This window comes from Streptomyces sp. NPDC059224, from assembly GCF_042754285.1.
Classification (GTDB): Bacteria; Actinomycetota; Actinomycetes; order Streptomycetales; family Streptomycetaceae; genus Streptomyces.
In genome coordinates this window covers 40,110-60,190 of record NZ_JBHZAN010000047.1, presented here as the reverse complement: position 1 = coordinate 60,190, position 20,081 = coordinate 40,110, and the positions used below count along the sequence as shown (strand labels likewise).

At 72.8% G+C, this 20,081-nt stretch carries 21 protein-coding genes; 9 read left to right on the top strand and 12 right to left on the bottom strand.

Annotated features, from left to right (window positions below):
* Nucleotides 1–105: 105 nt before the first annotated feature.
* Both ACFXI4_RS38165 and ACFXI4_RS38160 read right to left on the bottom strand, forming a co-directional pair.
* Complete coding sequence (locus ACFXI4_RS38165; protein WP_385000278.1) at nucleotides 106–471, bottom strand: DUF4440 domain-containing protein; 366 nt, start codon at nucleotides 469–471, stop codon at nucleotides 106–108.
* A 54-nt stretch (nucleotides 472–525) separates the two neighbouring features.
* On the bottom strand, nucleotides 526–1,233 hold the full coding sequence (locus tag ACFXI4_RS38160) for an alpha/beta fold hydrolase (RefSeq protein WP_385000275.1): 708 nt from the start codon (nucleotides 1,231–1,233) through the stop codon (nucleotides 526–528).
* A 134-nt stretch (nucleotides 1,234–1,367) separates the two neighbouring features.
* On the opposite strand from ACFXI4_RS38160, the gene ACFXI4_RS38155 reads away from it, so the two are divergent.
* Nucleotides 1,368–2,192 (top strand): helix-turn-helix domain-containing protein, encoded by an 825-nt coding sequence (locus tag ACFXI4_RS38155; protein WP_385000272.1) that lies wholly within the window; start codon nucleotides 1,368–1,370, stop codon nucleotides 2,190–2,192.
* A gap of 248 nt (nucleotides 2,193–2,440) precedes the next feature.
* The gene (locus ACFXI4_RS38150; RefSeq protein ID WP_362730245.1) at nucleotides 2,441–2,620 is read left to right on the top strand and encodes a hypothetical protein; all 180 of its coding nucleotides are present in this window, start codon (nucleotides 2,441–2,443) and stop codon (nucleotides 2,618–2,620) included.
* A gap of 13 nt (nucleotides 2,621–2,633) precedes the next feature.
* Here ACFXI4_RS38150 and ACFXI4_RS38145 read toward each other — a convergent pair whose 3' ends face one another.
* Nucleotides 2,634–3,374, bottom strand: a complete 741-nt coding sequence (locus ACFXI4_RS38145) for an SDR family NAD(P)-dependent oxidoreductase (RefSeq protein WP_385000269.1) — start codon at nucleotides 3,372–3,374, stop codon at nucleotides 2,634–2,636.
* Nucleotides 3,375–3,813: 439 nt separating this feature from the next.
* Between ACFXI4_RS38145 and ACFXI4_RS38140 the strand changes: the two genes are divergently transcribed.
* Nucleotides 3,814–4,299, top strand: coding sequence for a nuclear transport factor 2 family protein (locus ACFXI4_RS38140; RefSeq protein WP_385000266.1), 486 nt, complete (start codon nucleotides 3,814–3,816; stop codon nucleotides 4,297–4,299).
* A gap of 74 nt (nucleotides 4,300–4,373) precedes the next feature.
* Nucleotides 4,374–5,954 (top strand): apolipoprotein N-acyltransferase, encoded by a 1,581-nt coding sequence (gene lnt / locus ACFXI4_RS38135; protein ID WP_385000263.1) that lies wholly within the window; start codon nucleotides 4,374–4,376, stop codon nucleotides 5,952–5,954.
* Here lnt and ACFXI4_RS38130 read toward each other — a convergent pair.
* On the bottom strand, nucleotides 5,872–6,783 hold the full coding sequence (locus ACFXI4_RS38130; protein ID WP_385000260.1) for a Gfo/Idh/MocA family protein: 912 nt from the start codon (nucleotides 6,781–6,783) through the stop codon (nucleotides 5,872–5,874). The genes lnt and ACFXI4_RS38130 overlap by 83 nt on opposite strands.
* Before the next feature lie 94 nt (nucleotides 6,784–6,877).
* On the opposite strand from ACFXI4_RS38130, the gene ACFXI4_RS38125 reads away from it, so the two are divergent.
* Nucleotides 6,878–7,390: a DinB family protein gene (locus ACFXI4_RS38125; RefSeq protein ID WP_385000257.1), complete on the top strand. Its 513-nt coding sequence runs from the start codon at nucleotides 6,878–6,880 to the stop codon at nucleotides 7,388–7,390.
* Nucleotides 7,391–7,502: 112 nt separating this feature from the next.
* Entirely contained in the window at nucleotides 7,503–7,958 is a 456-nt protein-coding gene (locus ACFXI4_RS38120; RefSeq protein ID WP_385000254.1) for a hypothetical protein, read from the top strand.
* 16 nt (nucleotides 7,959–7,974) lie between these two features.
* Here ACFXI4_RS38120 and ACFXI4_RS38115 read toward each other — a convergent pair whose 3' ends face one another.
* The 7 genes from ACFXI4_RS38115 to ACFXI4_RS38085 all read right to left on the bottom strand — a co-directional run bounded on the left by ACFXI4_RS38115 (nucleotide 7,975) and on the right by ACFXI4_RS38085 (nucleotide 14,140).
* Nucleotides 7,975–8,493 (bottom strand): hypothetical protein, encoded by a 519-nt coding sequence (locus ACFXI4_RS38115; RefSeq protein WP_385000251.1) that lies wholly within the window; start codon nucleotides 8,491–8,493, stop codon nucleotides 7,975–7,977.
* A gap of 105 nt (nucleotides 8,494–8,598) precedes the next feature.
* Complete coding sequence (ung, locus tag ACFXI4_RS38110) at nucleotides 8,599–9,285, bottom strand: uracil-DNA glycosylase (protein WP_362724961.1); 687 nt, start codon at nucleotides 9,283–9,285, stop codon at nucleotides 8,599–8,601.
* A 92-nt stretch (nucleotides 9,286–9,377) separates the two neighbouring features.
* A complete protein-coding gene (locus ACFXI4_RS38105) occupies nucleotides 9,378–10,952 on the bottom strand; it encodes an ABC transporter substrate-binding protein (protein ID WP_385000248.1) in 1,575 nt (524 codons plus the stop codon).
* 231 nt (nucleotides 10,953–11,183) lie between these two features.
* Nucleotides 11,184–11,945: an SDR family oxidoreductase gene (locus tag ACFXI4_RS38100; RefSeq protein ID WP_362724952.1), complete on the bottom strand. Its 762-nt coding sequence runs from the start codon at nucleotides 11,943–11,945 to the stop codon at nucleotides 11,184–11,186.
* A gap of 42 nt (nucleotides 11,946–11,987) precedes the next feature.
* Nucleotides 11,988–12,749, bottom strand: a complete 762-nt coding sequence (gene fabG, locus ACFXI4_RS38095; protein ID WP_362724955.1) for a 3-oxoacyl-ACP reductase FabG — start codon at nucleotides 12,747–12,749, stop codon at nucleotides 11,988–11,990.
* 171 nt (nucleotides 12,750–12,920) lie between these two features.
* Nucleotides 12,921–13,337, bottom strand: a complete 417-nt coding sequence (locus ACFXI4_RS38090; RefSeq protein ID WP_385000284.1) for a DUF3037 domain-containing protein — start codon at nucleotides 13,335–13,337, stop codon at nucleotides 12,921–12,923.
* Between the two features lie 29 nt (nucleotides 13,338–13,366).
* A complete protein-coding gene (locus ACFXI4_RS38085) occupies nucleotides 13,367–14,140 on the bottom strand; it encodes a HipA family kinase (RefSeq protein WP_385000244.1) in 774 nt (257 codons plus the stop codon).
* 984 nt (nucleotides 14,141–15,124) lie between these two features.
* On the opposite strand from ACFXI4_RS38085, the gene ACFXI4_RS38080 reads away from it, so the two are divergent.
* The 3 genes from ACFXI4_RS38080 to ACFXI4_RS38070 are packed head-to-tail and all read left to right on the top strand — an operon-like array spanning nucleotide 15,125 to nucleotide 19,800.
* Complete coding sequence (locus ACFXI4_RS38080) at nucleotides 15,125–16,825, top strand: ABC transporter ATP-binding protein (protein WP_385000241.1); 1,701 nt, start codon at nucleotides 15,125–15,127, stop codon at nucleotides 16,823–16,825.
* Nucleotides 16,822–18,669: an ABC transporter ATP-binding protein gene (locus tag ACFXI4_RS38075; RefSeq protein WP_385000238.1), complete on the top strand. Its 1,848-nt coding sequence runs from the start codon at nucleotides 16,822–16,824 to the stop codon at nucleotides 18,667–18,669. The genes ACFXI4_RS38080 and ACFXI4_RS38075 overlap by 4 nt, the downstream gene beginning before the upstream one ends.
* A gap of 60 nt (nucleotides 18,670–18,729) precedes the next feature.
* Nucleotides 18,730–19,800 carry an iron-siderophore ABC transporter substrate-binding protein gene (locus ACFXI4_RS38070; RefSeq protein WP_385000235.1) on the top strand — a complete coding sequence of 357 codons (1,071 nt, stop codon included), beginning with the start codon at nucleotides 18,730–18,732 and terminating at the stop codon, nucleotides 19,798–19,800.
* A gap of 61 nt (nucleotides 19,801–19,861) precedes the next feature.
* Here the strand turns inward: ACFXI4_RS38070 and ACFXI4_RS38065 are convergent, their stop codons facing one another.
* Nucleotides 19,862–20,065 (bottom strand): MbtH family protein, encoded by a 204-nt coding sequence (locus ACFXI4_RS38065; RefSeq protein ID WP_385000232.1) that lies wholly within the window; start codon nucleotides 20,063–20,065, stop codon nucleotides 19,862–19,864.
* Nucleotides 20,066–20,081 lie beyond the last annotated feature (16 nt).

Genomic DNA, 20,081 nt, shown 5'->3' with positions numbered 1-20,081 from the left:
GCTGCACACCTACAATCACCACCGCGGACACACCGCGCTCAAGGGCCAACCACCCGCCAGCCGCGTCCCCAACCTCACAGGGCAATACACCTAGGGCGGCCCCGGTCAGGCGGCGGGCGTGCCCTGGTGGAAGTAGACCCGCCAGCCGGTCTCCGTCAGCCGCCACACGGAACTGCGCCAGACCCGGCGCCCCTGGTTGTCCGCGAGGTACGTCAGGTGGACAAGACCCGGTGCGAGCACGGTCCCTGACATCTCGCTCACGTGGACCGGCGACTCCGCGGACACCGATCCGTCGTTGGTCACCGTGAGGATGGACACCCTGTCCCAGCGCCTGCCGGACGCCCCGATCTCGGTGAACTCCGGGTCGAGGAGCTCCAGAACGAGCTCCGGGCGGGCGCGCACCTCGGGATCGAGGAGCCGCAGCTCCCCGTCGATGGCCGCCTGTACCGCGTGTACGTCCTGGTCCGTCATACGTGGAGGCTACGGCCCCGCACCGCGCGGGGACAGCGGATATCCCCTGCCGGATCAGCCGAGTGCGAGCAGGAGTCCGGCGAGTTCGGCCGGCATGGTGATCATGCAGTCGTGACCGGTGGGCAGCCGCCACACCCGCTCCGCCGCGGGGACCGGGCGGCGGACGATGCCTTCCGGTACGTCGGCCACACAGTGGATGTGGGTCCGGGGGACGGCCTGCGCGGCCGGGTTGTCGAGCCGGACGGCCTGTTGGAAGCAGCGCACGGACTGGTCGGTGAGCATGGTGCGCAGCCAGGCCAGGTCCGCGGCATCGGTGACTCCGAACAGGCCGTGCGGCGGTGGCAGTTCGGGCAGCGGCGGGACCCGCCAACCGCTTTCGGAGGCCAGGGCGCGGTCGATCAGCATTTGCGTGACGGGCTGTACGTCGGCCGCACTCTCCCCGTCCCGCGGGACCATCGCGTCCAGATACACCAGGTGCCCGACGCGGTCGGGGACCCGGTTGGCCACGGACGAGACGACCAGTCCCGCGTAGCTGTGTCCGACGAGTACGACGTCGGTCAGGTCCTCGTCCGCGATCAGTGCGACGACGTCGTCGACGTGGGTGTCGAGGCCGACGTCCGGGCCCAGCAGATGCGCCTTGTCGCCGTGTCCGGTCAGCGACGGCGCAAACACCCGGTGTCCGGCCGCCGTCAGCGTCGGGACGACCCGCGCCCAGCACTCTCCGCCGTGCCAGGCGCCGTGCACCAGCAGATACGTCGACATGATCCCGCTCCTCACTGTGGCCGTGACGGTCGCCGGTCACGCTTCCGCACCGGCCCCCGCCGGGGCAGAGCCCCGCCGGTCCTGGGGGTGACAGGGCCAGGCAGCGGCATGGCGGTCCGGATTACGGTGGCGGGATGAGCGACGAACCGAACCTGCTGGGCGCGTACGTACGGGCCCGCCGCGAGCTCGTCACGCCGGAGCAGGTCGGCATCCCCGTGCTCGGGGCACGCCGGGTGCCGGGCCTGCGCCGGGAGGAGGTGGCGATGCTCGCCGGGATCAGTGCCGACTACTACCTGCGTCTGGAACAGGGCCGCGACCGCAACCCCTCGGTACAGGTCCTGGAGTCCCTCGCCCGGGTACTGCGGCTCGACGAGGCCGCGACGGCCCACCTGCTGGGCCTCGGCGCCGGAAGGCCCCGGCGGCAGCGACGGCGCCACCGCAAGGAGACGGTTCCGCCGGGCATCGTGCAGCTGGTCGCCGCCCTCGCGCTGCCCGCGCTCGTCGAGGGCCGCTTCTTCGACGTGCTCGCGGTGAACGCCCTGGCGACGGCGCTGTCACCGCGTCTGACGGTAGGCGCCAACCGGCTGCGGGACACCTTCCTCGACCCCGCCGAGCAGGCCCTGCACCCGGACTGGGCCGACGCGGGCGCCGGCATGATCGCCGGCTTCCGCCAGTCCGTCGGGGCCGACGCGGACGACCCCCGTGTCATCGACCTGGTCGGCGAACTCTCCCTCGCGAGCCCCCACTTCAGCCGGCTCTGGGCGCGCCACGACGTGGCCGCCTGCGAGGGCGCGGCCAAACTCGTCGACCACCCCCAGGTCGGCCGCCTGCACCTGAACCGCGAACGCCTGACCGTCACCGGCACGACCGGCCAGACCCTCGTCGTCTACCACCCGTCTCCCGGCACCGACAGCGCCGCGAAGCTGGCCCTGCTTGCCTCGGTGACGGCCACGGCGTGAGGGGGGTGGCGGCACATCTCGGCCAACCCCGGCGGCCGCCCCCTACCGGGGCTCCGGGGGCGTCGTACCGGCTCCGGCGAGGGGGAAGTGCGGGCCAGGGGCGGTCCGTCCGGTCCGCGCCGGGACCACTCACCCGGCACATGCCAGGGCTCGGCGCCCGGACCGCCCGCTCACCCGTGACCAACCCCATACGGTGTGCGTAGCCGCCCGGTAGCGCACGGTCAGTTCTTGCCCCTAGGCTGTTCGGTATGTCCCCCGATTCCCGAACCCCTGGTTCCGAACGGTCTGCTGCCGAGGTCAACGAGAGCATCCGGGCGCTGTGGCTGCGTGCGGGCGGCACCCTGTCGGCGCAGGAGCGGGCGGAGTACGAGCTGTTGGTGATCGAGTGGGCCGAGGCGATCCGCGGGCGGATCATCGAGGCGGCCTGACCGGGAACCGGGCTCAGCGCCCGCCGGAGACCCGCAGCACCGTGCCCGTCGTGTAGGAGGCGTCCGGCGAGAGCAGCCAGGCGATGGCGGCGGCGATCTCCTCCGGCCGGCCCGGGCGTCCCAACGGCACCGCGGCGCCGATCCGCCGGGCCCGGCCGGGGTCGCCCATCGCCGCGTGCATGTCGGTGTCGACGGCTCCGGGCGCGACCGCGTTGACCCGCACCCCGTCCGGTCCGAGCTCCTTGGCGAGGCCCACCGTCAGGGCGTCGACGGCCGCCTTGGTCGCCGCGTAGTGGACGTACTCGCCGGGGCTGCCGAGCGTGGCCGCCGCCGAGGACACGTTCACGATCGCCCCGTTGCCGCGGGCGGCCATCAGCGTGGCCGCCCGCCGTGAACACAGCAGCGTGCCCAGCAGGTTGACCTCCACGACCCGGCGCAGATCGGCGGTCGCCGTGTCCGCCAGCCGCCCCAGCGGCCCGGTGACGGCAGCGTTGTTGACCAGCCCGGTGACGGCGCCCAGTTCGCGTTCCGCGGTGTCGAACAGCCGCTCCACATCGGCTTCCACGGCCGTGTCCACCGGTACGAGCGCACAGTGTGCCCCGCCCTTGCGCACCCCCTCCGCGACCGCCTCGGCGGCACCCGCGTCCCGGACGTATCCGATCACCACGTCATGCCCGTCGGCCGCGAGCCGCAGGCAGGTCGCGGCGCCGATACCGCGGCTCCCACCGGTGACGACGGTGACGGGACGTGACATGCAGACCTCCTGGGACCGACCGGACGATGATCTTACGGCCGACCGGACCAACGGCACGGATCCCCGCCCACCGCCACGGCCAGGGGCGGCCCGGACGGCGAGAGGCCCGCGGCCCGGAGCGGGGCAGCCGGCCCCCACGGGAGAGCAGGACCCGTTCGGGGGGCCGGGCCGGGGCACGACAGATCGGGATCCGCCCCGGTGACGCCGTCCTCGGGGTCGGACGCGGCGGCCCGCCCGGGCTCGGGAGCCGTGAGGATCCGGTCCCTATCGCCTGCCCGATCGGCACCCGCCGGTTCCGGTCGAACTCGGGTTCCCCTTCGGTCGATCGGTCGTTCACCTGACCGAGGCTCGGCGCGGACCGGTTCGAACATCGCCGAATATCACCCGCATATCGCCCGCACCCCTTGGCTGGTGCCGCCCCGTGCCCAACACTGAGCCGATGACGCAGCGCGTGGAGCTCGCGACCGTGATGGACCGGCTGGCCGTGGACGGACTGGTCACCGACTACGCGGTGGCCGTCGACGACGGGGACTGGACGGCGTACCGCAGACTGTTCACCGCGGACGGGCGGGCCGACTACCGGTCGGCCGGCGGGATCGAGGGGGACGCCGCGCAGGTGGCCGGGTGGCTCTCGGGGAGCCTGACGCTGTTCTCGATGCGGCAGCATCTGATCGTCAACCGCCAGGTGCGGTTCGGGATCCTGGAGCAGGACGCCGGGGACACCGCCCGCCTCCAGGCCGACTACATCAACCCCATGCGGTTCGCCGGCGGCGACGACACCTCCACCGCCCCGGACTTCGTGTGCGGCGGCCGCTACGCCTTCGCGTTCCTGCGCACCCGGGACGGCTGGCGGCTGCGGAAGGTGGTCGTCGAGGAGAAGTGGCGCAGGATGAGCGACCAGCGCGCGGCGGCCGTATCCGACTGACCCCGCGCCCCTGCCCCCTGTCGGAGATCCCGGCCGGTCCCGCACACTGGAAGGACCCGCAGGCAGGAGGACGCATGAGGACCGTCGAGCGCTGGCTCACCTCGCCCTGGCGGCGATCGTGCGTGGCGGCGCTCGCGGGCGCGCTGCCCGTACTGGCCTTTCCCGCCCCGTCGCTGTGGTGGTTCGCTTATGTGGCCCTGGTCCCCTGGCTGCTGCTGGCGCGCTCGGCGCCGACCGGGCGGCGTGCGGCGTACGACGGCTGGAGCGGCGGGTTCGGGTTCATGGTCGCCGTGCACCACTGGCTGCTGCCGAGCCTGCACGTCTTCATCTTCCTGATCGCCGGGCTGCTGAGCCTCCTGTGGGCGCCCTGGGGCCTGTTGACCCGCCGGCTGCTGGGCGGGGCACCGTCACCGGGGCGGGCCGCGGCCGCGGTGCTGGTGCTGCCGTCGGGCTGGCTGACGGTGGAACTGGTGAGGTCCTGGCAGGGGCTGGGCGGGCCGTGGGGCATGCTCGGCGCCACCCAGTGGCAGGTGACGCCCGCACTGCGGCTGGCCTCCGTGGGCGGGGTGTGGTTGCTGAGCTTCCTGGTGGTGGCCGTCAACGTGGCGCTGACCGTGCTCGTCCGGGTACGCGAGGCGCGGGTGCCGGCGGTGGCCTCGCTGGTGGCCACGGCCGCCGCGACCTCCGCCGCCTGGGTCTGGTCACCGCGCCCGGACGTCGACGGGCACGTCCGAGTCGCCGTCGTACAGCCCGGCATCGTCGACGGCGCCGCAAGCGGTGACCGGCGCTTCACCCGCGAGGAGCAGCTGACCCGGCAACTGGCCGGGCAGCGTCCCGACCTGATCGTCTGGGGGGAGAGCAGCGTCGGGTACGACCTCGGGGACCGGCCCGATCTCGCCCGGCGGATCGCCGCCCTCTCCCGGGCGACCGGCGCGGACATCCTGGTCAACGTGGACGCCCGGCGCTCCGACCGGCCCGGCATCTACAAGAGTTCCCTCCTGGTGGGCGCGGACGGCCCGACCGGGGACCGGTACGACAAGATGCGGCTGGTCCCCTTCGGCGAGTACATACCGGCCCGTTCGCTGCTCGGCTGGGCCACCTCGGTCGGCAAGGCGGCCGGTGAGGACCGGCGCCGCGGCACCGAGCAGGTGGTGATGAACGTCGGCCACGGGCTGCGGATCGGGCCCATGGTCTGCTTCGAGACCGCGTTCCCCGACATGAGCCGGCATCTCGCCGAGGACGGCGCGGAGGTGCTGATAGGTCAGACGTCGACCTCGTCGTTCCAGCACAGCTGGGCCCCCGAACAGCACGCCTCGCTGGCCGCCCTGCGGGCCGCCGAGACCGGCCGCACCATGGTCCACGCCACGCTGACCGGCGTCTCCGCGGTGTACGGACCCGACGGGGAGCGGCTGGGCCCGTGGCTGGGCACGGACGCCAGTACGGCGCGGGTCTACGAGGTGCCGATCGCCCGCGGGGTGACGCCGTTCGTGCGGTACGGCGACTGGACGGTGGACGGCGCGCTGCTGGTGGTGGCCGGCTTCTGCGTGGGCGAGGGACTGCGGGCGCGGGCGCTCAGGCTGCGCCGGGGTACCGCCGGACCTCTCGTACCACCTGCTCGCACAGCTCATGAGTCGCCAGTGCGTCCCGGGCGCTGAGCACCTTGCCGGCGCGGACGGCGTCGAGGAAGGCGAGCACGGCCTGTTCGATGCCGCGCTGCCGGGCGACCGGCACCCAGTCGCCGCGCCGCCGGACCGTCGGCTGCCCCTTGTGGTCGATCACCTCGGCGAGGTTGACGACCTGACGCTTGGTGTCCTGACCGGACACCTCGAGGATCTCCTCCGCGGAGCCGCTGAGCCGGTTCATCACACCGAGCGCGGTGAAGCCGTCCCCGGACAGCTGCAGGACCACGTGGTGCAGCAGGCCCTCGGCGACGCGGGCACGGACGGTGATGTCGTCGACGGGGCCGGGGGCCAGGAAGCGGAGGGTGTCGACGACGTGGATGAAGTCGTCGAGGATCATCGCGCGGGGCTCCTCGGGCAGCCCGACGCGGTTCTTCTGCATCAGGATCAGCTCACGCGGGTGGTCGGCGCACTGCACGTAGCCGGGGGCGTGGCGCCGGTTGAAGCCGACGAACAGCGACACGTTCCGCGCCTCGGCGAGCGTCACCAGGCGCGTGGAGTCGTCGAGCCGGTAGGCGAGGGGCTTGTCGACGTAGGTGGGTACGCCCGCCTCCAGGAGCCGGGTGACGATCTCGGGGTGGACGACCGTGGGGGCGTGCACGAAGGCGGCGTCGAGATCCTGGGCGAGAAGGTCGTCGAGGGTCGCGTGCCGGTTGCCGACGGGCAGCCGGAGGCTGTCGGCGACCTGGGTGAGGGTGGCCGGGGTACGGGTCTGGAGATGCAGTTCGAGGCCCGGCTGGGCGCCCAGCACCGGCAGATACGCCTTCCGCGCGATGTCGCCGAGTCCGATGCAGCCGACCTTCACTGACGCTCCCTAGCGGTTGCCCATGTCCCTGCCCGGAAGCATACGGGCCGATAATCCGTGGTGGGACCGGCCGGGGTGGGCGAGGATGCCGGGCATGACGACCGAACGCCGTGCACCCGCCTACGACGCCGACGAACGCACCATGCTCGAGGGCTGGCTGGAGTTCCACCGGCGGACCCTCGCGGCGAAGTGCGCGGGCCTGACCCGCGCCCAGCTCGCCATCGCCTCCGTGGAGCCGTCCCCGCTCTCCCTCATGGGGCTGGTGCGGCACATGGCCGACGTGGAGCGGTCCTGGTACCGGCGAGTGCTGGCCGGCGAGGACGCGCCCCCGCTCTACTGGAGCGACGCGGACCGGGACGGCGAGTTCCACTTCGGCGAGGGGGACACCTGGCAGGAGGCGTACACCGGCTGGCAGACCGAGATCGAGACCGCCCGGCGCAACGCGGCCGGCTTCGGTCTGGACGACCTGTCCAAGGGGCGCAGCCGGCACACGGGGGAGCGGATCAGCCTGCGCTGGATCCACACCCACATGATCGAGGAGTACGCCCGCCACAACGGTCATGCCGACCTGATCCGGGAGCGCATCGACGGTTCGACCGGCGACTGACGTCAGCCTCGCACCCGCCGGCCCCCCGTACGGGCAACGAGATCACCCGAGCGGGGCATCAAACTCCCGTTGCCGGTGTCAACCTTCGAGCGGACCCAGCAGAGTTGCGCGGGTGCATCGAACGACCACCACCGCAGCTCTTCTGGTCACCGTGACCGTCTCGGCCCTCTCCGGCTGCGTGACGGTCCAGCGTCCGGCGGCGCCCGGCCCGCCGCCCGGCGTGGGTCTCTCGCAGCCGTCGGTGCCCCGCCCGGACGGCTCCGCCGCGCCCCGGGTGGTGCAGGCGCCGGTCAAGGAGGCCCTGGAACTGGTCGGCCCGGCCCGCCGGGCCCGTCGGGCCGCCCCCACCCCGGCGCGCCCGCCCCTGGCGCACCAGCCTTCCCCGGCTCCGCGGGCGGCCGCCCCGCGTCCCCGGCCGCAACGCACCCGCAGCCCACGGGCCGACACCCCGCGCCTGTCCGGATCCGTACCGAAGGCCCCGGACGTGTGCGCCCTCGGCAGGCAGTACGGCGGCTGGCCCCCGGACAGCCCCCAGGCACGGCTCTGCGAGCAGACGTACGGGCGCTGAGGGACTCGGAACGGTCCTAGTTCGGCCGTTGCCGTGGAGGGCCCCAGGAGCCGCCGCCCGGGGTGTCGTCCTCCCCCAGCCGCAGCTCCAGGCGGCTGATCGCGGCCCGTACCCCGTCGCCGTATCCGTCGTCGCCCAGGGCGGCGGCCGCTCCGCGGGCCCGGCGCAGATGGGTGCGGGCGGCCTCGGTGCGGCCGAGCTTGACGTAGTCGGCGGCGAGGTTCAGATGCAGGGAGGGGTAGAAGCCGCGCAGCCCCACCGTGCCGTCCGCCGCACTCGCCTCACCCGCCTCGTCCGCCGCCGACAACGCCCTCAGGTCCCAGGCGAGTTCGTCGGTCGGGTCGTCCTGGGTGTCGGCCAGATAGTGGGCGAGGGTGCAGCGGTGCAACGGCTCGCCGTGTTCGCCGAGCTCCGCCCACAGGCCGAGCAGGCGCCGGCGGGCCTCCTCCCGGTCCCCGGCGTGGTGCAGCATCACGACCTGCCCGATCCGTGTGAGCACGGCATCGGGTGCCGTGCGCTCCTGTCGCTCCGCCACCGCGTCCTCCGAGCTCGCCGGCTGTCTGCGACGACGCTAACCGCCACCGGCGCCCCGCGGAGCCATCCGACCCGCCCCGCACCCGACGTGTCCCGGCCCGCGCGCTCAGCCCAGGTTCGGGATCCGCCAGTCGATCGGCTCGTGGCCCTGAGCCGCGACCGCCTCGTCGATCTGGGTGAAGGGGCGGGAACCGAAGAACTTCTTCGCGGACAGGGGGGACGGGTGGGCGCCCTGGACGACCACGTGCCGGGTCTCGTCGATCAGCCGGAGCTTCTTCTGTGCGTAGCCGCCCCACAGGACGAAGACCGCGGGGTCGGGCCGCTCGGCGACCGCGCGGATCACCGCGTCGGTGAACTTCTCCCAGCCCTTGTTCTTGTGCGAGTTGGCCTCGCCGGCGCGGACCGTGAGCACCGCGTTGAGCAGCAGTACGCCCTGCTGGGCCCACGGCATCAGATAGCCGTTGTCAGGCGTCTCCTCCCAGCCCAGCTCCGCCTTCATCTCCTTGTAGATGTTCCGCAGCGACGGCGGGATCCGCACGCCGGGGCGGACGGAGAAGCACAGGCCATGGCCCTGGCCCTCGCCGTGGTAGGGGTCCTGACCGAGCACCAGCACCTTGACCTGGTCGTAGGGCGTGGCCTCCAGCGCGGCGAAGACCTCCTCGCGAGGCGGGTAGACAGGGCCGTTCGCCCGCTCCTTCTCGACGAACTGGGTCAGCTCCTTGAAGTAGGGCTGCTGCAGCTCGTCGCCCAGAACCCCGCGCCAGGACTCGGGCAGCATGGCGATGTCGGTCACGTCAACGTCCTCACGATGTGCGGTCACTTGCAGTTCCTGCTGATGCCCAAGAACCTACAGGCGGCCACTGACAATCGTCCTCGCACACCGGTTCACCAGCTGGTCTTGCGGTGCAGCTCCCACATCATCATGATCGTCGAGGGGTCGAGCGCCTGCTCACCGCCGGAGATGTCGTCGCTGGCCGCGACGTACTGCCGCCCCTGCCACAGCGGGATCAGCCGGGCGTCGTTGACGAGGATCTCCTGGGCCTCCTCGAACTCCTTGACGACCTCGCCGCGGTCGCTCTCGGCACGCGACTCGGGCAGCAGCTTGCCGGTGATGACGGGTGCCGGGTACGGCGTCCCGAGGGCGTTCTCCTCGCCGACGAACGGGGCGATGAAGTTGTCCGCGTCGGGGAAGTCCGGGAACCAGCCGCGCCCGAACACCGGGTACTCACCCTTCTGGTAGCCGACGACGTAGGTCTTCCAGGGCCGGCTTCTGAGGGTGATGGTGAACAGCCCGGAGTCGTCCAGCTGTTGCTTGAGCTCCCGGAACATCAGGCCGGTCTCGGAGCCGTAGCGGTCGGTGGTGTACCAGAAGGTGAGCGGGACCTTCCGGGTGATGCCGGCGTCGGCGAGGATCTTGCGGGCCTTGGAGGTGCTGGGGTCGCCGTAGTCGTCGAAGAAGCCGGTGGAGTGGCCGGTGAGTCCCGCCGGGACCATGGAGTAGAGCGGGTCCACGGTGTCCTTGTAGACGGCGTGGGCGATCGCGGCGCGGTCGACGAGCTGGGCGACGGCCTTGCGGACGGCGGGCACCTTGGCCCACGGGTCCCTGGGGTTGAACACCAGGTAGCTGATGTCGGTGCCGGTGCCGTCGACCAGTTGCAGGTCGCCGTCGGTGCGCGCTTCCAGGGCGACGATGTCGGAGGCGGCGAGGCCGCGGTAGGTGACGTTGACGTCCCCGGCGCGCAGCGCCTTGACCATGGTGGCCGAGTCCTGGAAGTAGCGGATGGTCACCGCGTCGTTCTGCCGGTGGGCGAAGCCCCGGTAGCTGTCGTTGCCGACGAGTTCGGCGCGCTTGCCGTCGTCGTACGACTTGAGCGTGTACGGCCCGGAGCCGTGCACCGAGCCGTCCTTGCGCAGCGAGTTGGCCGGGTAGTCGTCGGGATCGACGATCGACATGGCCGGGGTGGCGAGGACGAACGGGAAGGTGGCGTCGGCCTTCTTGAGGTGGAAGACCACCTCGCGGTCACCGCTCGTCGTCACCCTGTCGAGGCTGCCGAGCAGCCCGGCCGGTCCGCTGGGCGCGTTGATGGTCCGGATCCGGTCGATGGAGTACTTGACGGCCGTCGCGTCGAGCGCGTCACCGTCGGCGAACTTCAGGCCGGAGCGGAGTTCGCAGCGGTAGGTGCGGTTGCCGGAGTCCGTGAAGGCGCACTCGGCGGCGTCGGGCTGCGGGGTGGTGGCACCGTCGGGGTAGGCGAGCAGGGTCTGGTAGATGTTCCGGAACAGCTCCCAGGAGCCGTCCCAGGAACCGGCCGGGTCCAGCGTGCTGGGGGCGCTGGTGGTCCCGACGACGATCGGCCCGCTCTCCCCCGTGCCGCTGCCAGCGAACACCCCGCAACCGGCCACCAGGGACAGGGACGCGGCAGTGGCCACTCTTCGAAGGCCTCGGTTCCGGTTGAACACGCGCTCGCTCCTCGATCCGCCGCACCAGGGGTCGGCGGCAGACCATACCGCAGCGTTGTCCTCCTTGAACCGCCCCGGAAACACGGGCGTTGATCGGCTGTGGTATGACGACGTTGTCACCCGGCCGTGCGGATCTCGTACGGCGGTCCGGGCGTCGCTTCCGCCCCTCCTGGGACGAAATGTCTGTGACGAAAACGACGCCCGGCACGGATACGACGGTCTGTCGTGCCGTCAGGCCACGCCGGCGTTGAGGAAGATGCCGCCGTCGACCACGAGGGTCTGGCCGGTGATCCAGTCGGACTGCCCGGAGGTCAGGAACGCGGCGGCGCCGCCTATGTCGGAGGGCACGCCGAGCCGCCCGAGCGGGTAGCCCGCGGCGGCCTCCGCCTCCCGGCCCTCGTAGAGAGCCTCGGCGAACTTGGTCTTGACGACCGCGGGCGCGATCGCGTTGACCCGCACGCGCGGCGCGAACTCGTGCGCAAGCTGCTGGGTCAGGTTGATCATCGCGGCCTTGCTGATGCCGTACGCGCCGATGAACGGCGAGGCCGAAAGACCGGCGACGGACGCGATGTTCACGATGGCGCCGCCGTTGTCCTTCTGCCAGGCGTGCCAGGTCTTCTGGGCGAAGCCGAGGGCCGAGACCACGTTGGTCTCGAACACCTTGCGGGCCACGTCCAGGTCGACGTCGGCGATCGGGCCGAACACCGGGTTGGTACCGGCGTTGTTGATCAGGAAGTCGACGCGGCCGAAGGCCTCCATGGTGCGCTCGACGACCTCCCTCTGGTGGTCCAGGTCATGCGCCTTGCCGGCGATGCCGATGACGCGCTCGGAGCCGAGGCTCTGCACGGCCTCCTTCAGCGCGTCCTCGTTGCGGCCGGTGATGGCGACCCGGTCGCCGCGGGCGATCAGCGCCTCGGCGACGCCGTAGCCGATACCACGGCTGGCGCCGGTGATGACGGCGACCTTGCCGGACAGCTCGGGCAGTTCAGTCATGTCCGTGATCCTCGATAGTCCCTGGTGAGTCCGTGGTGCCCGCTAGTCCAGCGGTCCGCCGGCCACGTACAGCACCTGGCCGGAGACGAAGCCGGCCGCCTCGTTCGTGAAGAAGGCGATGGCGTTGGCGATGTCCTCGGGCTCACCGACGCGCTGCACCGGGATCTGGGTGGCGGCGGCGGCCTTGAACTCCTCGAAGCCCATCTTCACGCGCTCGGCGGTGGCCTTGGTCATCTCGGTGGCGATGAAGCCGGGGGCGACGGCGTTCGCGGTGATGCCGAACTTGCCGAGCTCGATGGCGAGGGTCTTGGTGAAGCCCTGCAGACCGGCCTTGGCGGCGGAGTAGTTGGCCTGGCCGCGGTTGCCGAGCGCCGAGGAGGAGGACAGGTTGACGACCCGGCCCCAGCCGGCCTCGACCATGTGCTGCTGGACGGCCTTGGTCATCAGGAAGGAGCCGCGCAGGTGCACGTTCAGGACCGTGTCCCAGTCGGACGCGGACATCTTGAACAGCAGGTTGTCGCGGAGCACACCGGCGTTGTTGACCAGGATGGTCGGGGCGCCCAGCTCCTCGACGACCCGCGCGATCGCGGCGGCGACCTGCGCCTCGTCGGAGACGTCGGCGCCGACCGCGATCGCCTTGCCGCCGGCCGCGGTGATCTTCTCCACGGTGTCCTTGCAGGCTGCCTCGTCGAGGTCGATCACGGCGACCGCACGGCCCTCGGCGGCCAGACGTACGGCGGTGGCGGCGCCGATACCGCGTGCGGCACCGGTGACGACCGCGACCCGCTGCTCTGTGGTGGACATTCCTGTGTCTCCTCGCCCTTGAGAGAACCTGTCGCCCTTGAGAGAACCTGATCGGGTGAGCCCGCTCACGGAGCCCGCCCTGTGGTGAGCGACCGCTTAGTACCTTCGGTGGACGTGACGCTAGAAGCCCTGGCACCCGGTGTCAACGTCACACCGCGCGGGTGTGACCCATTACCTCACCAGGAGGTCGGTCAGCCGCTCGGTCTCGGCCGCCGGATCGAGGGTGAGCCCGGTGTGCACGGGACCGGGCTGCACGACCGTCGAGCGGGGAGCCACGAGCCAGCGGAAGCGCCGACCGGGGTCGTCGCCCGCCGCGAGCCCGGCCGCCTCCCCGCCCGCGCAGACGGCCTCGACCGCCCCGAGCGCGGCCCGCACCCCGGCGACGTCCGCGTCCGGGTCCAGGGCCAGCAGCCGGGCCTCGTCGAGATGGGTGCGGGCACCGACGTAGGCCTTGGCCCGGCAGTAGACGATCACTCCGGCATTGATGCACTCGCCGCGCTCCACTCGGGGCACGACACGCAGCAGGGCGTACTCGAAGACATCCCGGTCACCGCCCTGGCCGGACCGGGTGATGTGGCGCTCGACCACATGTCCGGCCACGTGGATGTGGGTCTGGCTCACTTGGCCCCCTTGCCGGGCTCGATGCCGGTGATGCGGTCGTGGATGACGGCGGCCCGCGCGAGCAGCGGCCGGGCGTAGGTCCGCCGAAGGTCGTCGGGGGTCTCGAAACCGGGCTCGCCGGCCAGCCAGACGTCCGGGATCTCGGCGGTCACCTCGGCGAGCAGGTCCTCGGTGACCCGGGGCGCCAACTCGGCGGCGGCCGCCCGGACATCGGGGGCGAAACCGCTCAGCGCGTGGTCGCCGGCGTCGTACGGGCGGGCGGCGGAGGCCTCGGCGGCGGGCCAGTTGTGCTGCCAGATCATGGTGGCGCCGTGGTCGATGAGCCACAGGTCGCCGCGGTGCACCAGCAGGTTGGGGTTGCGCCAGGAACGGTCGACGTTGTTGATCAGCGCGTCGAACCAGACGATCCGCCCGGCCTCCTCGGGGCTCACCGCGAAGGCCAGGGGGTCGAAGCCGAGGGCCCCGGAGAGGAAGTCCATGCCCAGATTGCTGCCGCCGCTGCCCCGCAGCAGGTCCTGCACCTGCTGTTCGGGTTCGCCGAGCCCCAGCACGGGGTCCACTTCCACGGTGACCAGACGGGGCATACGGAACCCGAGCCGACGGGCGAGTTCACCGCAGACGACCTCGGCGACCAGCGTCTTGCGGCCCTGCCCCGCGCCGGTGAACTTAAGGACGTACGTCCCGAAGTCGTCGGCCTCGACGAGCCCCGGCATCGACCCACCCTCACGCAGGGGCGTGATGTAACGGGTCGCGATGACCTCTTTCAGCACTGTCCCAGGCCACCCGTCTCTTCAGCTTTGCCGTCCACGGCCGGCTCCGGCGCCTTCCTGGACCTCGGTCCCCGGCATGAAGTGAGCATAGTAACCGCGCGTGATCACGCCCGGGCAGCACACCCACCGACGGCACGGCCGTCGAACCCCTCGCCACTCGTCACCCGCCCGCACCACCCGATACGCGGGCCGCGACGCGGACGCGGCACCCGTCGGCCGGGCACCGCGGGCGAGGGTCGGGCCGGGGGCGAGCCGGGGCCGGGGGCCGACTGCCGGGGGCCGCGGACCGAGGACGCGGACCGGCTGCCGGGGACCGGAGGTCGGGGCTGGGCACCGCGCGCCTGCCGACGAGGGCCGAAGGCCGGGAACCGCGCGCAGAAGACCCGGACCGGAGGCCGGAGGCCGGGCACCGCGCGCCACGGGCCCGAAGGCCGGGGCCGGGAACCGCACGCCGCGGACCGAAGGCCGAAGGCCGGGGCCGAAGGCCGGGGCCGAAGACCGGGGCCGAAGACCCGGACCGAAGACCCGGACCGGCTGCCGGGGCCGAAGACCGGGGCCGAAGACCGGAGTCGAAGACCGGGGCCGAAGACCGGGGCCGAAGACCGGAGTCGAAGACCGGAGTCGAAGACCGGGGCCGAAGACCCGGACCGGCTGCCGGGGACCGGAGGTCGGGGCTGGGCACCGCGCGCCTGCCGTCGGGGGCCGAAGGCCGGGAACCGCGCGCAGAAGACCCGGACCGGAGGCCGGAGGCCGGGCACCGCACGCCGCGGGCCGAAGGCTGGGGCCGGGCACCAGGGGCCGAGACCGCGGGCCGGGTACCAGGGCCGCGGGTCGAGACCACGGGCCGGGGGGCGCGGGGCCAGACCGCGGGTCGGGGGGCGGGGATTGTCATCGGCCGGGCTGTCAAAGGGAGTCGGGGATTGACGTCACCGTATTTACTTAGAGTAGCCTTACCTAAGTTATCCGGTTTCCGGAGGGTGGCTGGTGGGATCAGGGGAACCGTCGGGGCGCGATGTCCTGGCACGCTCGGTCAGGGGGCAGGGGCGGCGGCTCGCCCTCGGCTCCGTGCTCGGCTGTGTGCACCAACTCGGCGAAGCGCTGGTCCCCGTCCTCATCGGGGTCGTCGTCGACCAGGCCGTGGCCGGACAGGACGCCGGGCGCCTGGTGCTGTGGCTGGGCGTGCTGGCCGTCCTGTACGTGTGCCTGTCGTGGAGCTTCCGGCTCGGCGCGCGCGCCGGTGAACGCGGCGCCGAGGAGGCCGCGCACACCCTCCGGCTGGCGATCGTGCACCGGGTGCTCGACCCCCGGGGCGGCGCGGAGGAGGACCGGCTCTCCGGCGAACTCGCCAACGTGGCCACCGAGGACGCCAAGCGGGTCGGCGCGGTCAGCATGGCGCTGATGAGCGGGATCTGGGCGCTCGCCGGCATCGCCGTGAGCGCCGTGGTCCTGCTGCTGACCTCCGTGCCGCTCGGCCTGATCGTGCTGCTGGGCACCCCGGCGCTGCTGTGGCTGGGACATCTGCTCAGCAAGCCGCTGGAGCGGCGCAGCGAGGCCGAGCAGGACCGGGCCGCGGGCGCCGCCGGGGTCGCCGCCGACCTGGTGGCCGGGCTGCGGGTGCTGAAGGGGCTCGGCGCGCAGCGAGCGGCGGTGGAGCGGTACCGCCGTACCAGCAGGGTCTCCCTCGCGGCCACCCTGCGCGCGGCCCGGGCCGAGGCGTGGCAGACCGGTCTGGTGCCGGCCCTCACCGGGGGGTTCATCGCGCTGATCGCCTGGGTGGGCGGCCGGCTGGCGCTCGGCGGGTCCCTGACGCTGGGGCAGTTGGTGTCGGCGGTCGGGCTCGCGCTGTTCCTGCTGGGACCGTTGGAGACGTTCGCCTGGGTCAACACCGAACTCGCGCAGGGCCGCGCCTCCGCCGCCCGGATCGCCCGGGTGCTGGCCGCCGGCCCTGCAGTCGTCGGCGGTGACGAGCCGTTGCCGGACACGGTGCGCGGGGCGATGCGGCTGCGCGCGGTGCGGTTCGGCGGCCTCGACGGCGTCGACCTCGACCTGCCCGCCGGCCGGCTGACCGGGATCGCCGTGACCGATCCGGCGTGCGCCGAGGCCCTGCTGAGCTGTCTGGGCCGGGAGGCGGACCCGGAGGCGGGCTCGGTCGAGCTGGACGGGGTGCCGCTGACCCGGCTGGACCCGGCGGGGCTGCGGGCCGCGGTGCTGGTGGCCGCGCACGACGCGGCGCTGTTCGAGGGCTCCCTGGCCGCGAACGTGACCCCCGGGGGCGTCGAGGGGCCGGACCCGCGCACGGTCCGGGCGATGGCCGCCGCCGACGCCGACGAGGTCGCCCGTTCGCTGCCGGACGGCGCGGACACCGGAGTCGGCGAGGGCGGCCGGTCGCTCTCCGGTGGGCAGCGGCAACGCGTCCTGCTCGCACGGGCGTTGCGCGCCGAACCACCGGTCCTGGTCGTGCACGATCCGACGACCGCGGTGGACGCGGTCACCGAGGCCCGCGTCGCCGAGGGGCTCAGGGAGATCAGGCGCGGCCGGACGACGGTCGTGGTCACCAACAGTCCGGCGCTGCTCGCCGTCACCGACCGGGTGGTGTTCCTGGACGGCGGCCGGGTGGGCGCCGAGGGCACCCACGCGGAACTGGCACTGACCCACGAGACCTACCGGACGGCGGTGCTCGCATGACCCGGACCGACCAAGGGGCCGGTCCCGGGCGGGCCCTGCTGCCCACGGCCACGCCCGCCCGCACCCGCGCGGCCGTCGGTGAACTGCTGCGCCCGAACCGGACACTGGCGGCCGCGGGCTTCGGCATGATGGTGCTCGCCACGGCCGTCGGACTGCTCACCCAGCCACTGCTCGGCCACATCGTCGACCTGGTCACCCGGCACCGCTCCCCCGCCACCCTCACCCTGCCCGTGCTCGCGCTGGCCGGGGTGGCCGTGGTCCAGGGCGTGACGGCCTCGCTCGGCATGTCGCTGGTGTCCCGGCTCGGCGAGACCGTGCTCGCCCGGCTGCGCGAACTCTTCGTGGAACACGCGCTGGCGCTGCCGCTGGAGCGGCTGGAGCGGGCGGGCTCGGGCGACCTCAGCTCCCGGGTCACCCGGGACGTCTCCCGGGTCGCCGACGCGGTACGGACCGCCCTGCCCGAACTCGCCCGCTCCGCACTGTCGATCGTGCTGACCCTGGCCGCGCTCGCCCTGCTGGACTGGCGGTTCCTGCTGGCCGCGCTGCTCGCCGTGCCGGTACAGGCACACACCGCACGCTGGTACGTCCACAACGCCGTCCCCCTGTACGCGCAGGAGCGGATCGCCACCGGTGAGCAACAGCAGCAGCTGCTGGACACCATCGGCGGGGCGCGCACGGTACGGGCGTACCGGCTCCAGGACGGCCACGGCCGCCGGGTCGCCGAACGCTCGCGGGCCGCGGTGGAACTGACCATGCGCGGGGTGCGGCTGGTACTGCGCTTCTACAGCAGGCTGCACATCGCCGAGTACGTGGGCCTCGCCGGCGTCCTGGTCACCGGGTTCCTGCTGGTGCGGTCCGGGTCCGCGTCGGTCGGCACGGCGACGGCCGCCGCCCTGTACTTCCACAGCCTGTTCGGTCCGGTCAACACCGCGCTGGTGCTGCTCGACGACGCCCAGTCGGCGACGGCGGGCCTGGCCCGGCTGGTCGGTGTGATCGACGAACCCGCGCCCACGGTCGCCGGACGGCGCGACGCCCGTACGGCGGCCGGGCCGGGCGAACCGTCCGTGACCCTGGCCGGGGTCTCGCACGCCTACGTGCCCGGCCGCCCGGTGCTGCGCGGGGTCGACCTGGAGGTGCGGCCCAAGGAGCGGATCGCCCTGGTCGGCACCACCGGTGCGGGCAAGACGACCCTGGCCAAGCTGGTGGCCGGGCTGCACCGCCCGACGGCGGGCCGGGTCGACATCGGCGGTGCCGAACCGGACGAGTCGGGACGGCTGGTGGGTCTGGTCACCCAGGAGGTGCACGTGTTCGCCGGGCCGCTCGCCGACGACCTGCGGCTGGCCCGCCCGGACGCGAGCGACGAGGAGCTGTGGGACGCGCTGGCCCGGGTGGGTGCCCTCGGCTGGACCGAGGCCCTGCCCGAGGGCCTGGACACGGTCGTCGGCGACGGCGGCCACCGGCTCACCGCCGACCGCGCCCAGCAACTGGCCCTGGCCCGCCTGCTGCTGGCCGATCCGCCGGTCGTGGTGCTCGACGAGGCGACCGCCGAGGCCGGCAGCTCGGGAGCCCGGCTGCTCGACGAGGCCGCCGAACAGGCGCTGCGGGGCCGTACCGCACTGGTCGTGGCGCACCGGCTGAGCCAGGCCGCCGCGGCCGACCGGGTCGTCGTCCTGGACGCCGGCCGGGTCGTCGAAGAGGGCACCCACGACGAACTCCTGGCCGCCCGGGGCCGGTACGCGGCGCTGTGGCAGGCCTGGGCCGGCAGCCGGGCCGGCGGCGGACGCCCCACCGCCGTCTCCCGAGCCGCCCCCCGGCCGAACTGCCGGCCGACCGACTCCCCCTGATCCCAGCCGCCCCCGCCGGACCCCGCCGGACCCCGTCGCCCAGAACAGAAGGATCACCCGATGCCCCACGCCACCAGAGTCTCCAGGCTCACCGGCCTGCTCGCCTCCGTACTCCTGCTCACGGCGACGGCGGTCGCCTGCGGTTCCTCCGACTCCGACGCCGGCTCGTCCTCCTCCGGTTCCACGGGCTCGTCCGCGTCCGCGGGCGCCTACCCGGTGACGATCGCCCACAAGTACGGCAGTACGACCATCGAGTCCGAGCCCAAGCGGATCGTGACGGTCGGCCTCACCGACCAGGACGCCGTCCTCGCCCTCGGCCAGGTCCCGGTCGGCACCACCGAGTGGGTGGGCGGCTACCAGGGCGCGATCGGCCCGTGGGCCCAGGACGAGCTGGGCGGCGCGGCCGCGCCGACCGTGCTCAAGGACACCGGCACCGGCCCCCAGGTGGAGAAGATCGCCGCGCTCAGGCCGGACCTGATCCTCGCGGTGTACTCGGGACTGACCAAGGCGCAGTACGAGAGCCTGTCGAAGTTCGCACCGGTGGTGGCCCAGCCGAAGCAGTACAACGACTACGGCGTGCCGTGGCAGCGGCAGACCGAGGAGATCGGCCAGGCGCTCGGCAAGGCGGACGAGGCCCGGACGCTGGTCTCGGGCGTCGAGGCCAAGTTCGCGGCGGCCAAGCAGGCCAACCCCGCTTTCGCCAGGGCCACGGCGGTGATGGCGACCCCGTACGAGGGCGTGTTCGTCTACGGCAGCGAGGACCCGCGCTCCCGGCTCCTGTCCGGCCTCGGCTTCTCGCTGCCGAAGGACCTCGACAAGGCGATCGGGGACCAGTTCGGCGCCAACATCAGCAAGGAGCGCTACGACCTGCTCGACCAGGACGTGGCCGTGTGGATCGTGCCGGACACCACCTCGGCGGTCACCAAGCTGCACGGGGATGCGATCTACGGCGATCTGAACGTGGTGAAGCAGGGCCGTGAGGTCTTCGTCAAGGAGACCGGCGACTACGGCAACGCGGTGTCCCTGTCGACCGTGCTGAGCATTCCCTACGTCCTGGACCGCCTGGTGCCGCAGCTGGCGGCGGCGGTGGACGGCAAGCCCGCCACGAAGGTCGGGCAGCCGGCGTCGTGACGCGGACGAGGAGGGGGGTGGGTCCCGGACCGGGATTCACCCCCCTCCTCGTTCTCACCGGTCAGGAGCCGTCGATCAGGCTCTTGGGGCGCAGGTCCGTCCAGTGGGTCTCGATGTGGTCCAGGCATTCCTGCCGGGCGGCGGGGCCGTGGACGACCGTCCAGCCCGCGGGGACGGCCGCGAAGTCGGGCCACAGGCTGTACTGGCCCTCGTCGTTGACGAGGACGAAGTAGACACCGTCGGGGTTCTCGAACGGGTTGCTCATGTCAGCGGGTCCTTAG